At 62.7% G+C, this 12336-nt stretch carries 14 protein-coding genes; 12 read left to right on the top strand and 2 right to left on the bottom strand.

The window, feature by feature from the left end; all coding sequences use genetic code 11:
* Window positions 1–23 precede the first annotated feature (23 nt).
* The 5 genes from ccoS (at window position 24) to ttcA (ending at window position 3764) form a co-directional block, all read left to right on the top strand.
* Window positions 24–215, top strand: a complete 192-nt coding sequence (ccoS, locus tag ACB031_RS01670) for a cbb3-type cytochrome oxidase assembly protein CcoS (RefSeq protein ID WP_211029592.1) — start codon at window positions 24–26, stop codon at window positions 213–215.
* On the top strand, window positions 199–885 hold the full coding sequence (locus ACB031_RS01665; protein ID WP_371138874.1) for a sulfite exporter TauE/SafE family protein: 687 nt from the start codon (window positions 199–201) through the stop codon (window positions 883–885). The genes ccoS and ACB031_RS01665 overlap by 17 nt, the downstream gene beginning before the upstream one ends.
* Before the next feature lie 68 nt (window positions 886–953).
* Window positions 954–1709 carry an FNR family transcription factor gene (locus ACB031_RS01660; protein WP_005300768.1) on the top strand — a complete coding sequence of 252 codons (756 nt, stop codon included), beginning with the start codon at window positions 954–956 and terminating at the stop codon, window positions 1707–1709.
* A 134-nt stretch (window positions 1710–1843) separates the two neighbouring features.
* Window positions 1844–2788, top strand: coding sequence for a universal stress protein UspE (gene uspE, locus ACB031_RS01655; protein WP_139397637.1), 945 nt, complete (start codon window positions 1844–1846; stop codon window positions 2786–2788).
* A 67-nt stretch (window positions 2789–2855) separates the two neighbouring features.
* Window positions 2856–3764, top strand: coding sequence for a tRNA 2-thiocytidine(32) synthetase TtcA (gene ttcA / locus ACB031_RS01650; RefSeq protein WP_005300763.1), 909 nt, complete (start codon window positions 2856–2858; stop codon window positions 3762–3764).
* Window positions 3765–3847: 83 nt separating this feature from the next.
* Here ttcA and ACB031_RS01645 read toward each other — a convergent pair whose 3' ends face one another.
* Both ACB031_RS01645 and ACB031_RS01640 read right to left on the bottom strand, forming a co-directional pair.
* Complete coding sequence (locus ACB031_RS01645) at window positions 3848–4525, bottom strand: DUF2987 domain-containing protein (RefSeq protein WP_213343435.1); 678 nt, start codon at window positions 4523–4525, stop codon at window positions 3848–3850.
* A gap of 72 nt (window positions 4526–4597) precedes the next feature.
* Window positions 4598–5335 carry a hypothetical protein gene (locus ACB031_RS01640; RefSeq protein WP_371139113.1) on the bottom strand — a complete coding sequence of 246 codons (738 nt, stop codon included), beginning with the start codon at window positions 5333–5335 and terminating at the stop codon, window positions 4598–4600.
* A 268-nt stretch (window positions 5336–5603) separates the two neighbouring features.
* Between ACB031_RS01640 and ACB031_RS01635 the strand changes: the two genes are divergently transcribed.
* The 7 genes from ACB031_RS01635 (at window position 5604) to ACB031_RS01605 (ending at window position 12293) form a co-directional block, all read left to right on the top strand.
* On the top strand, window positions 5604–6221 hold the full coding sequence (locus ACB031_RS01635) for a glutathione S-transferase family protein (protein ID WP_267999456.1): 618 nt from the start codon (window positions 5604–5606) through the stop codon (window positions 6219–6221).
* A gap of 205 nt (window positions 6222–6426) precedes the next feature.
* Window positions 6427–6846 carry a D-ribose pyranase gene (rbsD, locus tag ACB031_RS01630; protein WP_017764534.1) on the top strand — a complete coding sequence of 140 codons (420 nt, stop codon included), beginning with the start codon at window positions 6427–6429 and terminating at the stop codon, window positions 6844–6846.
* Between the two features lie 20 nt (window positions 6847–6866).
* Window positions 6867–8390, top strand: coding sequence for a ribose ABC transporter ATP-binding protein RbsA (gene rbsA, locus ACB031_RS01625; protein WP_371138873.1), 1524 nt, complete (start codon window positions 6867–6869; stop codon window positions 8388–8390).
* Window positions 8387–9352 (top strand): ribose ABC transporter permease, encoded by a 966-nt coding sequence (gene rbsC / locus ACB031_RS01620; protein ID WP_371138872.1) that lies wholly within the window; start codon window positions 8387–8389, stop codon window positions 9350–9352. Before rbsA ends, rbsC begins: the two co-directional genes overlap by 4 nt.
* Window positions 9353–9373: 21 nt before the next feature.
* The gene (gene rbsB, locus ACB031_RS01615) at window positions 9374–10249 is read left to right on the top strand and encodes a ribose ABC transporter substrate-binding protein RbsB (protein ID WP_010634030.1); all 876 of its coding nucleotides are present in this window, start codon (window positions 9374–9376) and stop codon (window positions 10247–10249) included.
* Between the two features lie 107 nt (window positions 10250–10356).
* A complete protein-coding gene (rbsK, locus tag ACB031_RS01610; protein ID WP_371138871.1) occupies window positions 10357–11289 on the top strand; it encodes a ribokinase in 933 nt (310 codons plus the stop codon).
* Window positions 11289–12293, top strand: a complete 1005-nt coding sequence (locus tag ACB031_RS01605) for a substrate-binding domain-containing protein (protein ID WP_371138870.1) — start codon at window positions 11289–11291, stop codon at window positions 12291–12293. Before rbsK ends, ACB031_RS01605 begins: the two co-directional genes overlap by 1 nt.
* The last annotated feature ends 43 nt before the right edge of the window (window positions 12294–12336 follow it).

The following is a 12336-nucleotide window of genomic DNA, read 5'->3' as shown; positions in this document are numbered from 1 at the left end:
CCTTTCATTGCAAGGCTTGCTGCATGAACATCATCTTCGTCCTCATCCCCATCGCCATCCTCTTCGTCATCATCGCCGGCGCCGTCTTCTTCTGGGCCATTCGTTCCGAGCAGTTTGAAGATCTCGACCGCCAGGGTTCCAATATCCTGTTCGATGAAGAGCAACCCGCCCCCAAACACGTCGAACACGAGCACAAAAATGACGGCCACCCTTGATCTGCTGGGCGCCCTGCTGGTGGGACTGGCTGGCGCCGGCCACTGCATCGGCATGTGCGGCGGTGTCTCCGCCGCCCTCTCCATGGCCATTCCTGCCGAGAAGCAGCACTTCTGGGGTCGGCTCGGTTACCTGCTCAACTACAACCTCGGCCGGATCTTGAGCTATGTGATTGCCGGCGCCCTGGTCGGGGGCTTGCTGGCCACCACCAGTGAGCTCGGCGCGGGCAAGCACGCCATTGCCGGCCTGCGGCTGGTAGCGGCCTTCCTGATGATTGCCCTCGGGCTCTATCTCGCCGGCTGGTGGCAGGGGGTGTTGCTGCTCGAGCGCATTGGCGCCAGGTTGTGGCCCCGCCTCAAGCCGCTGGCAGGCAAGTTCATCCCCTTCACCTCGGCCTGGCAGGCACTGCCGTTTGGCATGGTGTGGGGCTGGCTCCCCTGCGGGCTGGTCTACTCCATGTTGACCTGGAGCGCAGCGGCGGGATCGGCCGCTGGCGGCGCACTGGTCATGCTCTTTTTCGGCCTCGGCACCCTGCCAACCCTGTTTGCGCTGGGGGGGCTGGCGGATCGGCTGCGCTACTGGCTAACCCTGCGCAGTTTGCGCCTTGGCGGGGCCCTGCTGCTCATCGCATACGGGCTGCATACCCTCTGGATCGGGATTGCATCCTTTTGAAACCCTATCCAAAACGGATGAGTTGATGGTAAACTTGTTTGATATAAATCAATTATTCGTATGAGCCTATGATCCCGGAAAAGAAACCTGGCAGACGTATTCAGAGCGGTGGCTGTGCAATTCATTGCCAGGATTGCAGCATCAGCCAGCTCTGCATTCCCTTCACTCTGAACGACAACGAGCTCGATCAGCTGGACAGCATCATCGAGCGCAAGAAGCCGATCCAAAAGGGTGAAGAGTTGTTCAAGGCCGGCGACGAGCTCAAATCGCTCTATGCCATCCGTTCCGGGACCATCAAGTCATACACCATCACCGAACAGGGTGACGAGCAGATCACCGCCTTCCACCTGGCTGGCGATCTGGTCGGCTTTGACGCCATCCACAAGCAGGCGCACCCCTCCTTCGCCCAGGCGCTGGAAACCGCCATGGTGTGCGAGATCCCGTTCGACGTGCTTGACGATCTTTCCGGCAAGATGCCGAAGCTCCGCCAGCAGATCATGCGGCTGATGAGCAACGAGATCATGGGTGACCAGGAGATGATCCTGCTGCTCTCCAAGAAGAATGCCGAAGAGCGCCTTGCCGCCTTCCTGCACAACCTGTCGGTGCGCTTCTCCGAGCGCGGTTTCTCCGCCAAGGAGTTCCGCCTCTCCATGACCCGCGGCGACATCGGCAACTACCTCGGCCTCACCGTCGAGACCATCAGCCGCCTGCTGGGCCGCTTCCAGAAGTCAGGCCTCATCAGCGTCAAGGGCAAATACATTACCGTGCTGGATCACGTCGCCCTCGGCGTCATGGCCGGTGCGACCCGTCCCCCCTGCGGTTAAGCCTCCTCTCTCTGGTGCCGGATCGGTTTACCCCGAAATTTGATCCGGCACACGTCCCCCCTTCTCCTCCTGAGCTAAGCTGTAATGGCTAAAGGTCTGCCATCATTGGTATTTTTGCCAAGGAGGAGGAGAACATGGTCAAGTACCGAAAAATCCTGGTGGTCATCAACCCGGAAGAAGAGCGGCAAATCGCCCTCGAACGTGCGGTCAAGGTCGCCGAGCTGGATGAAGGGGCGCAGCTGACCCTGTTACTCACCATTTACGACTTCTCGTATGAAATGACCGCCATGCTGTCGGTGGACGAGCGAGAAGAGATGCGCCACGGGGTCATTTCCCAGCGCCGTGAGTGGCTCGACGACATACTCAAACCCTACCGTGCCCGTGGGCTGGACTGCGAGATCAAGGTGGTCTGGCACAACCGTCCCTTCGAATGCATCATTCAGGAAGTGCTGGAGCAGCGCCACGATCTGGTGGTCAAGGCGACTCACCACCACTCCTTCCTGCAAACCTTCATCTTCACCCCCACCGACTGGCACCTGCTGCGCAAGTGCCCCTGCCCCGTGCTGCTGGTGAAAGAGGGGCATTGGCAGCGGGGTGGCAACATCATCGCCGCCATCAATTGCTCCAGCGATGATCAGGATCAGAAGCTGCTCAACGAGCGGATCACCGAAGAGGGGATCGCCATCGCCGAGCTGCTCGGCTCCAACCTCTATCTGGTCAACACCTACCCGGGTACCCCGGTCAACGTGGCCATCGAGCTGCCGGAGTTTGACCCCAATGCCTACAACGACGCCATTCGCAAACACCACGAAAGCCTGCTGCTGAGTCACGCCGACAAGTACGGCATCGGCCATCTCTGGACCCGGGTGGCGGAAGGCCTGCCCGAAGAGGTGCTGCCCGATCTCGCCGGCGAGCTGCAGGCTACCCTGATGATCATGGGGTGCGTCGGTCGCACCGGGCTCTCCGCCGCCCTGCTCGGCAACACAGCCGAACATGTGGTGGATCGCCTCGCCTGCGACATGCTGATCCTCAAGCCCGCCGACTACAGCTGCCCGGTCGATGGCCGCCGTCCAGCATAAGCCTTTCTTGCCCTCCCCCGGGACATGGCTATAATAAGCCGCTTATTTTTGTCCCGGGTTTCAGGTCATGCTAGAAGAGCTTAACGCCAAAGAAAAATACAGTTTCAACAAACTGCAGAAGCGCCTGCGGCGCAACGTAGGTCAGGCCATCGCCGACTTCAACATGATTGAAGAGGGTGACAAGGTCATGGTGTGCCTGTCCGGCGGCAAGGACAGCTTCGCCATGCTCGACATTCTGATGAGCCTGAAGGCCAGCGCCCCCATCCACTTCGATCTGGTGGCGGTCAACCTGGATCAGAAGCAGCCCGGCTTCCCCGAGCACGTGCTGCCCGAATACCTGAGCACCCTTGGCATCGACTTCAAGATCGTCGAAGAAGATACCTACGCCATCGTCAAGGAGAAGGTACCGGAGGGCAAGACCACCTGCGCCCTCTGCTCCCGCCTGCGCCGCGGCATTCTCTACCGCACCGCCCAGGAGCTGGGTTGCACCAAGATTGCCCTTGGCCACCACCGCGACGATATCCTCGAGACCCTGTTCCTCAACATGTTCTACGGCGGCAAGCTCAAGTCCATGCCGCCCAAGCTGGTGAGCGACGATGGCAAGAACGTAGTGATCCGCCCGCTCGCCTACTGCAAGGAGAAGGACCTGGTGCGCTATGCCGAGGTCAAGGCCTTCCCCATCATCCCGTGCAACCTGTGCGGCTCCCAGGAGAACCTGCAGCGCCAGGCCATCAAGCAGATGATGCAGGAGTGGGATCGCCGCTTCCCGGGTCGTCTCGAGACCATGTTCACCGCCATTCAGGACGTGATCCCGAGCCACCTGCTCGATCACAAGCTGTTTGACTTCAAGAGCATCAACCGCGACTCCGGCATCATCGACGGCGGCGACAAGGCGTTTGATCCGCCCGAGCTGCCCAAGGCACCGCTGCTGGACATCGACGAGATGGACATGCTGGACGTGATTGAGGTGCGCTAAGCCCTCACCATCACCAATGAAAAAAGGAGCGCCAAGCGCTCCTTTTTTATTTTTATGCCGGCCAGCTGGCGGCCCGGGACCAATCAGCCCTTGTGCAGCCAAGGCGTCAGCCGCAGGATCTCTCCCTGCAGCTGCAGCTTGCCCTCTGCAAACTCCGCCAACTGGGCGTTGTTCAGCAGCAGTTCTCCCTCCTGCCAGGGCAGCGGCAGCTGGCGAGCACCGTCGATGAGGTAGGCGGTGCCGCTTGGCTGCACCAGGCTGACCCTCACCCCCGTCATCTCGGGCAGGAAATACTTGCCGACCATGCCGGCCAGCTTCTCCAGCAGGCTCTGCATGTCGTGCTGGCGCCCCGTCAGCTCGCTCACCTTGAGCTCCCACCGACTGTCTGCCGGCGGCGGCACATCGGCCATCACCTGCACCGACAGATCGCAGGCAGCATGAGGCTCGGTGAGCCCCACTACCACGCTTGCCTTGTCGAGATTCAGGTCGTCGTCATAGGGCAGTCGCAATTCGCTGTCGATGGTCACCTCGGCCGTCACGTCCCGATCCAGGGTCGAGACCCGGGCCGAGGTGAGCTGGCAGCGCTGGCCATTTTGTTGATCGGTCAGATAAAAACCCAGCCTGGCGTGCCCAAACTCCCCTTTGGCGAAGGTCTTCATCTGGCTGTAGAAGGTGCCGTACTGCAGCTCAAGGGAGGGCTGCGCCACTGCCAGCAGGGGCGCCATCAGCAGCGCGGCCGCCATCCCGTATCGATTATTCATATGCCATCCTTTTGCATCACGCATCTGCACGCGCCACTATCTGTTGCTGTTGTCTGACGCCCTGCATGCCCGTCAGGCGTTGAAATGATCGGGGCCCTGGCTCACCTCGGTCACTTCGACCGCCACCCCGCACAGATCCCGGTAGAGGATCCCCTTGCAGTTGAAATAGAGCGGTGCCACCCAGATAAGCCCCAGCCCCATGGGGATCAGCGCCAGGAAGAAGAGCGCCATCATGACCCCGTGCAGCAGCACTATGCTGGGCCAGCCGCGGGCAAACAGCTTGAGGGAGACCAGGATGGCCTGCGCCGGCGACAGGCCGCGCTCCAGCACCAGCGGCACGGTAAACACCAGCCCCATGCCGATCAGGGCCGACGGAATGAAGGCCAGCATCACCGGCAGCCCCACCAGCTCGAACAGCGGGCCGAACAGGCTGGTGATGAGGCTGCCGAGCAGGCTCAGGCTGCCAAGGCGCAGGAAGTGGCGAAAGAAGTCGAACACCTGGCTCGGCCGGGCACGCACCCCCACCGACTGCTGCAACCCCAGCATGTCGAGGGAAGAGGTCATGGGCGACATGATGACGGTGATGATCAGGCTCAGCACCAGGGCCACATCCATACCCCCTTCCTGATTGACATAGGGGGCGAGCAGGGTGTTGCTCAACAGTATCCAGATGGCCGTTACCCCGACGATGGCCAGCAGCAGGCCGAACCCGGTGCGCCGCGTCTGTTGCCAGCTCTCCTGCAATACCCCCTTGAGGTCGAGACGATATCCCTGGCTCAGGGACTGTTCGAGGGAACCACCTATCCGCATTTTGTTACTCAATTGACTATCCAACATCCGAAAAACTGCTATTCAGGGAGCACATTATAGCGATTTGACCCGGCATGCGTAGCCGTTTTTCCCGCGTGGCTGCGCTCAAAAAGCCTTTGATTTCATCAGCCCTCCTTGTCCTGGCCGGGATCCCGCCCTTGGCCGACGGCAACCAGGGGCGTAGGATGCCAGGCGACAGTGCGGATTTTTTTGCGCGCCCCTCCCCACCCGGGATCACAGGGGACACGCGCTTCACAAGGAGATGTTCATGTCTGATTTGACCCTCTATCTCGCGCCCGGCACCTGCGCCATGGCCGTGCGTATCGCCCTCACCGAAGCCGGTGCCCCTCACGTTGTCAAACGGCTGGATCTGGCGGCCGGCGAGCAGCGCTCTGCCGCCTATCTGGCCATCAACCCCAAGGGACGGGTCCCGGCTCTTGTCACCGAACACGGTGTGCTCACCGAAACCCCGGCCTTGCTGCTCTATGTGGCGCAGCGTTTTCCCCATGCCGGGCTGGCACCGCTGGACGACCCCTTCCTGCTGGCCCGCATGCAGGAGGTGCACAGCTTCCTCGCCGCCACCGTGCACGTCGCCCATGCCCACGGCCGCCGGGCCAGCCGCTGGGCCGATGACCCGCAGGCCATCGCCGCCATGCAGGCCAAGGTGCCGCACAACATGCGCGAGGGCTTTGCCGAGATAGAGCACCACTATCTGGCCGGCCCCTGGGTGCTGGGGGAGCGCTTCAGCCTGGCCGACATCTACCTGTTCGTGGTGGCGAGCTGGCTCGAGGGCGACGGGGTGGCCATCAGCGACTTTCCCAAGGTCGCGGATCACTATCGGCGCATGCTGGCACGCCCCGGCGTGCAACAAGGGCTCGCCCTCTAATTCCTCTCGTTGCGGGTGCCAGTGCTCTTCTGGCACCTTTATTCCCCGCTTTCCCCTCGCCATTGAGATCGTTTTCACATTTCTGCCATCTCCTGGTGGATCCAGAACGCCTGAACGCCTATCTTCCACCTCATGACGCAACCGGTTGCGTAACCGGTTGCCTAGCTAACATCAGATACGCGGGCATAGCCTGCCGAGGTGCTGTATGAAACGAGGCGTACTGCTCAATGCTCCCCTGAGTGCCCTGGTGGCACGGATGGGTCACACCGACGAGATCACCGTCTGCGATGCGGGCCTGCCCATTCCGGCGGGCCCCGAGCGCATCGATCTGGCGTTGATGGCGGGGACGCCGAACCTTGGCACCGTGCTGACCGCCCTGCTCACCGACCTGGTGGTGGAGAAGGTGATCATGGCGAGCGAGATCAAGCAGATCAGCCCCGCCGCCCATCAGGCGCTGGTGGATCAGCTGGAGGCGCACGCCGCTGCCCAGGGCAAGCCCATCACCATCGAATACTGCCTGCACGAAGCGTTCAAGGCTCGCTCCCACCAGAGCAAGGCCATCGTGCGCAGCGGCGAGGTGACCCCCTACGCCAACCTCATTCTCTGCGCCGGCGTGGCGTTTTAAGCCTTTTCAAGGAATCAGCCATGAGTACAACCCCCTCGCCCATTCTGTCGCTCACCGGGATCGTCAAGACCTTCCCCGGGGTGCGGGCGCTCGATGAGGCAGGCCTCAAGGTCTACCCGGGTCAGGTAATGGCCCTGCTCGGCGAAAACGGCGCCGGCAAATCCACCCTGATGAAGGTGCTGACCGGCATCTATCAGGCCGACAGCGGCACCATCAGCTACCGCGGCCAGCCGGTTCACTTCAAAGGGCCCCGCGACTCCCAGGATCAGGGGATCAGCATCATCCACCAGGAGCTGAACCTGCTGCCGGAGCTCTCCATTGCCGCCAACATCTTCCTCGGCCGCGAGCCCCGTACCCGTTTTGGCAGCATCGACCACAAGCAGCTGCGCGAACGGGCAAGCACCCTGCTGGCACGACTTGGCGTCAAACACGGCCCGGATACCCGGCTCGGGAGTCTCTCCATCGGTGAACAGCAGATGGTGGAGATCGCCAAGGCGCTGTCGTTTGATGCCAGCGTCATCATCATGGACGAGCCCACCGATGCGCTGACCGACACCGAGACCGAGCAGCTGTTCAAGGTCATCCGCGAGCTGCGTGAGCAGGGCTGCGGCATCGTCTACATCTCCCACCGCTTGAAGGAGATCTTCGAGATCTGCGATCGGGTCACCGTGCTGCGCGATGGCAAGTGGATCGGCGAGCAGGCGGTGAGCGAGCTCGACGAAGACAGGATCATCGAGATGATGGTAGGCCGCCGACTGGAGGAGCAGTACCCGCGTCTGGTGCGCGAGCTCGGCCCGGTCAGCCTGCAGGTCAAAGATCTGGCCGGCCCCGGCGTGCGCGGAGTGAGCTTCTCCCTGCGTCAGGGTGAAATTCTGGGCTTCAGCGGCCTGATGGGCTCCGGCCGTACCGAACTGATGAAGCTCATCTACGGTGCCAGCCCCATCAGCGCCGGTGACATCACGGTGGATGGCCACGCACTGGCCCCCAAGAGCCCGGCCGATGGCCTGGCCGCCGGCATCGCCTACATCTCCGAGGATCGCAAGGGCGATGGCCTGGTGCTGGAGCTGTCGGTGCGCGAAAACATGAGCCTGTGCGCTCTCGGCGAGTTCATCCGTGGTGGCAAGATTGACGGCCAGGCCGAACGCCAGGCGGTGGGCGACTATGTGCGCCTGTTCAACATCAAGACCCCGAGTCAGGATCAGCTGATCAAGCTCCTCTCCGGCGGCAACCAGCAGAAGGTGGCCATCGCCAAGGGGCTGCTGACAAGGCCCAAGGTGCTGATCCTGGACGAGCCGACCCGCGGCGTCGATGTTGGCGCCAAGAAGGAGATCTACCAGCTCATCAACCAGTTCAAGAAGGAGGGGATGAGCATCATCCTGGTCTCCTCCGAGATGCCGGAAGTGCTCGGCATGAGTGATCGCATCCTGGTGATGCACGAAGGGCGCATCAGCGCAGAGTTCAATACCCGCGACGCCAATCAGGAAAAACTGATGGCGGCGGCAGTCGGCAAACAGTGGCAAGCAGAGCAAGAGGCAGCACAATGACAACCCAAACCCTTTCCCGCCGCGGCATCATGAGCAAGGCCTGGTGGATCGAGAACAAATCGCTGGTGGCCCTGCTGGTGCTGATCGGCGTGGTCTCCTTCCTGAGCCCCAACTTCTTCACCGCCGACAACCTGCTCAACATCCTGCGCCAGACCTCGGTCAACGCCATCATGGCGGTCGGCATGACCCTGGTCATCCTCACCGCCGGCATCGATCTGTCGGTCGGCTCGGTACTGGCCCTGTGCGGCGCCCTGGCCGCCACCATGGTGGCCATGGAACTGCCCATCATGCTGGTGATCCCCCTCACCCTGGGTGCCGGCACCCTGCTTGGCGGCATCAGCGGCCTCATCATTGCCAAGGGCAAGGTGCAGGCCTTCATCGCCACCTTGGTCACCATGACCGCCCTGCGTGGCGTCACCATGGTCTATACCGAGGGGCGCCCCATCTCCACCGGTTTCAGTGACGGTGCCGATCACTTCGCCTGGCTGGGTACCGGTTACCTGTTCGGCCTGCCGGTGCCTATCTGGCTGATGGCCATCGTCTTCCTGCTGGCCTGGTTCATGCTCAACCACACTCGCCTGGGTCGCTATATCTATGCCCTGGGCGGCAACGAATCGGCCACCCGCCTCTCCGGCATCAATGTGGACCGGGTGAAGCTCGCGGTGTATGGTCTGTGCGGCATGCTGTCGGCACTGGCCGGGCTCATCGTCACTTCCCGCCTCTCCTCCGCCCAGCCGACCGCCGGCATGGGGTACGAGCTGGATGCCATCGCAGCTGTGGTGCTGGGTGGCACCAGCCTGATGGGGGGCAAGGGCCGCATCATGGGTACCCTGATCGGGGCGCTCATCATCGGCTTCCTCAACAATGCCCTCAACCTGCTCGACGTCTCGTCCTATTACCAGATGATCGCCAAGGCCAGCGTGATTTTGCTCGCCGTGATGATCGATAACAAAAGCAAGTAAGCACACACAAGGAATGAAATAATGAAAAAGCTCAATACCCTGCTCGCTGCCGCCATCATGTCCGTGCTGGGCACCGCCCAGGCCGCCGATCACACCCTGGCCATGGTGGTCTCCACCCTCAACAACCCCTTCTTCGTCACCATGAAGGAAGGGGCCGAAGCCAAGGCCAAGGAGCTTGGCTACGAGCTGGTGGTGCTGGACTCCCAGAATGACCCGGCCAAGGAGCTCTCCAATATGGAAGATCTCACCGTGCGCAAGGTCAACGCCATCCTGATCAACCCGACCGACTCCGAAGCCGTGGGTAACGCCATTCGCCTCGCCAACAAGGCCAACATCCCGGTGCTGACCCTGGACCGCGGCGCGGCGCAGGGTGACGTCAAGGCCCACATTGCATCCGACAACGTGGCAGGTGGCAAACTGGCCGGCGATTTCATCACCCAGAAGCTGGGTGCCGGTGCCAAGGTGATCCAGCTGGAAGGGATCGCCGGCACCTCCGCCGCCCGTGACCGCGGCGAAGGCTTTGCCCTGGCTGTGGCCGCCAACAAACTGGAAGTCCTGGCCTCCCAGCCCGCCGACTTTGACCGCACCAAGGGGCTGAACGTCATGGAGAACCTGCTGGCCGCCCATCCGAGCGTGCAGGCGGTGTTCGCCCAGAACGACGAGATGGCGCTGGGTGCCATCCGCGCCGTGCAGGCCGCCGGCAAAGAGGTGATGATCGTCGGCTTCGACGGCACCGACGATGGCAAGGCCGCCGTGGCCAAGGGTAAACTGGCCGCCACCGTGGCCCAGCAGCCCGCCCTGATCGGTGCCATCGGCGTGGAAACCGCCGACAAGGTGCTCAAGGGACAGCCGGTGGAAAAATCCATCCCGGTTCCGCTGCAAGTGGTCAGCAAGTAAGTTGACGGGGGGAGGTTCGCCTCCCCCTTTTCACTCAAGGTTTACGGTGCCTCCCGGCCTGGATCCGGCTTTCGTGTCCATGCCAAGATGCATCAGGAGTACTCAACATGAATCGTCTCGTCGTTCTGGGCAGTGTCAATGCAGACCACGTGCTGCGCGTTCCCCACTTTCCTCGCCCGGGTGAAACCCTGACCGGCCACAGCTATCAAGTGGTGCCCGGTGGCAAGGGCGCCAACCAGGCGGTGGCCGCCGCCCGGTTAGGTGCACAAGTCTCCTTTATCGCCCGCATCGGCGATGACGCCATCGGCCAGCAGATGAAGACTGGTTTTGCTAAAGACGGTATCGACGTGAGCGCCGTCGAGCTCGACCCCAAGCTCCCGACCGGGATCGCCATCATCTATGTGAGCGATGAGGGGGAGAACAGCATCGGCATCTCAGCCGAAGCCAACGGCGCCCTCAGCCCGGCCGTGGTGAAAGGCCATGAAGCGATGATAGCCGCCGCCCACACCCTGCTGCTGCAGCTGGAAGTGCCGCTGGAGAGTGTGCTGGAAGCCGCCCGCCTGGCCCGCGCCCACGGCACCCGGGTGGTGCTCAACCCCGCCCCCGCTCGCCCGCTCTCAAGCGAACTGCTGGCACTGGTCGATCTCATCACCCCCAACCAGACCGAGGCCGAGCTGCTGACCGGCGTCAAGGTCACCGACGAGGCGAGCGCGGCAAAGGCTGCCGCCCGCTTCCACCAGATGGGCATCGAAGAAGTGATGATCACCCTGGGCTCGCAAGGGGTCTATTGCAGCAAGGGGCAGCAACAAGCGCTCATCCCGGGCTTTCGGGTCAAGGCGGTGGACACCACGGCGGCCGGCGATACCTTCAACGGCGCCCTCTTGGCAGCCGAGCTCGCCGGCGCCGACTTTGACGCTGCCGTGCGCTTTGCCCATGGCGCCGCGGCGCTCTCCGTCACCCGGTTTGGAGCCCAGAGCTCCATCCCGAGCAAGCAGGAGGTCGACGCCTTCCTGCTTGAGCAGACTGCGCAGGGGCACTGATGGCCAATATCAAGGAGGTGGCGGCGCTGGCGGGGGTGTCGACCACCACCGTCTCCCACGTCATCAACGAGACCCGTTTCGTCGCCGAGGAGACCCGCGAGCGGGTCTTCGCCGCCATGCGCGAGCTCAACTATGCCCCGAGCCTGGTGGCCCGCAGCCTCAAGGTGAAGGAGACCAACAGTATCGGCATGCTGGTCACCACCTCCAGCAACCCCTTCTTCGCCGAGGTGGTGCGCGGGGTGGAGCGTTATTGCTTCGAGCAGGGCTACAACCTGATGCTGGGCAACACCGAGGGGCAGGCCGAGACGGCGCTCTCCTACCTCAAGATGATGCTGCGCAAGCGGGTCGATGGCCTGCTCATCATGTGCAGCGAGGGGCAGCAGGAGGTGTTCAACCAGCTCGACTGGCTCAAGAGCCTGCCGGTGGTGGTGATGGACTGGGGCATGGAGAGCGCCGACGTGGATCTCATCGCCGACAACTCCCATCGCGGCGGCTATCTGGCGACCCGCCACCTGCTGGGGCTGGGTCACACCGCCATCGGCTGCATAACGGGCCCCCACAGCCGCGTCCCCGCCAACCAGCGTCAGGCAGGTTTTGAGCAGGCGATGCTGGAGGCCGGGCTCACCGTCAATCCGCACTGGGTTCAGGAGGGGGACTTTGACTGCGCCAGCGGCCATCAAGCGATGCGCCGCCTGCTGGCGCTGCCCGAGCGCCCCAGCGCGCTGTTCGTCTGCAACGACATGATGGCGATGGGGGCCATCAGCGCGGCGCATCAGGCTGGGCTGGTGATCCCGCGGGATCTCTCCATCGTCGGCTATGACAACGTGGCGCTGGCCGAATTCATGTCGCCGCCGCTCACCACCGTCAATCAGCCGAAAGAGGAGCTGGGCCGTCTCGCCGTCACCCGGCTGCTGGCACGCATCAACGGCGAGGCGCTGGCGGACCACCTGATCACCGTCGACCCCGACCTGGTGATCAGGGACTCCTGCGCCCCCCGCCCCTGACATACACGTACAATAAAAAAACAAGGCGACCCTGGGGTCGCCT

The sequence above is a fragment of the Aeromonas sp. S8(2024) genome (assembly GCF_041403085.1).
GTDB lineage: Bacteria > Pseudomonadota > Gammaproteobacteria > Enterobacterales > Aeromonadaceae > Aeromonas > Aeromonas dhakensis.
Note: the sequence above shows the minus strand (reverse complement) of the source record. Positions and strands in the feature narration are given on the sequence as shown.

What these genes read in the sequence shown, in the direction of transcription:
- ACB031_RS01635 (WP_267999456.1), top strand. Translation starts at nt 5,604, where the DNA reads ATGTCTGATTTGACCCTCTATCTCGCGCCCGGCACCTGCGCCATGGCC.
- ttcA (WP_005300763.1), top strand. Translation starts at nt 2,856, where the DNA reads ATGCTAGAAGAGCTTAACGCCAAAGAAAAATACAGTTTCAACAAACTG.
- rbsK (WP_371138871.1), top strand. Translation starts at nt 10,357, where the DNA reads ATGAATCGTCTCGTCGTTCTGGGCAGTGTCAATGCAGACCACGTGCTG.
- rbsB (WP_010634030.1), top strand. Translation starts at nt 9,374, where the DNA reads ATGAAAAAGCTCAATACCCTGCTCGCTGCCGCCATCATGTCCGTGCTG.
- ccoS (WP_211029592.1), top strand. Translation starts at nt 24, where the DNA reads ATGAACATCATCTTCGTCCTCATCCCCATCGCCATCCTCTTCGTCATC.
- uspE (WP_139397637.1), top strand. Translation starts at nt 1,844, where the DNA reads ATGGTCAAGTACCGAAAAATCCTGGTGGTCATCAACCCGGAAGAAGAG.
- ACB031_RS01605 (WP_371138870.1), top strand. Translation starts at nt 11,289, where the DNA reads ATGGCCAATATCAAGGAGGTGGCGGCGCTGGCGGGGGTGTCGACCACC.
- rbsA (WP_371138873.1), top strand. Translation starts at nt 6,867, where the DNA reads ATGAGTACAACCCCCTCGCCCATTCTGTCGCTCACCGGGATCGTCAAG.
- ACB031_RS01640 (WP_371139113.1), bottom strand. Translation starts at nt 5,335, where the DNA reads ATGCGGATAGGTGGTTCCCTCGAACAGTCCCTGAGCCAGGGATATCGT.
- rbsC (WP_371138872.1), top strand. Translation starts at nt 8,387, where the DNA reads ATGACAACCCAAACCCTTTCCCGCCGCGGCATCATGAGCAAGGCCTGG.
- ACB031_RS01660 (WP_005300768.1), top strand. Translation starts at nt 954, where the DNA reads ATGATCCCGGAAAAGAAACCTGGCAGACGTATTCAGAGCGGTGGCTGT.
- rbsD (WP_017764534.1), top strand. Translation starts at nt 6,427, where the DNA reads ATGAAACGAGGCGTACTGCTCAATGCTCCCCTGAGTGCCCTGGTGGCA.
- ACB031_RS01665 (WP_371138874.1), top strand. Translation starts at nt 199, where the DNA reads ATGACGGCCACCCTTGATCTGCTGGGCGCCCTGCTGGTGGGACTGGCT.
- ACB031_RS01645 (WP_213343435.1), bottom strand. Translation starts at nt 4,525, where the DNA reads ATGAATAATCGATACGGGATGGCGGCCGCGCTGCTGATGGCGCCCCTG.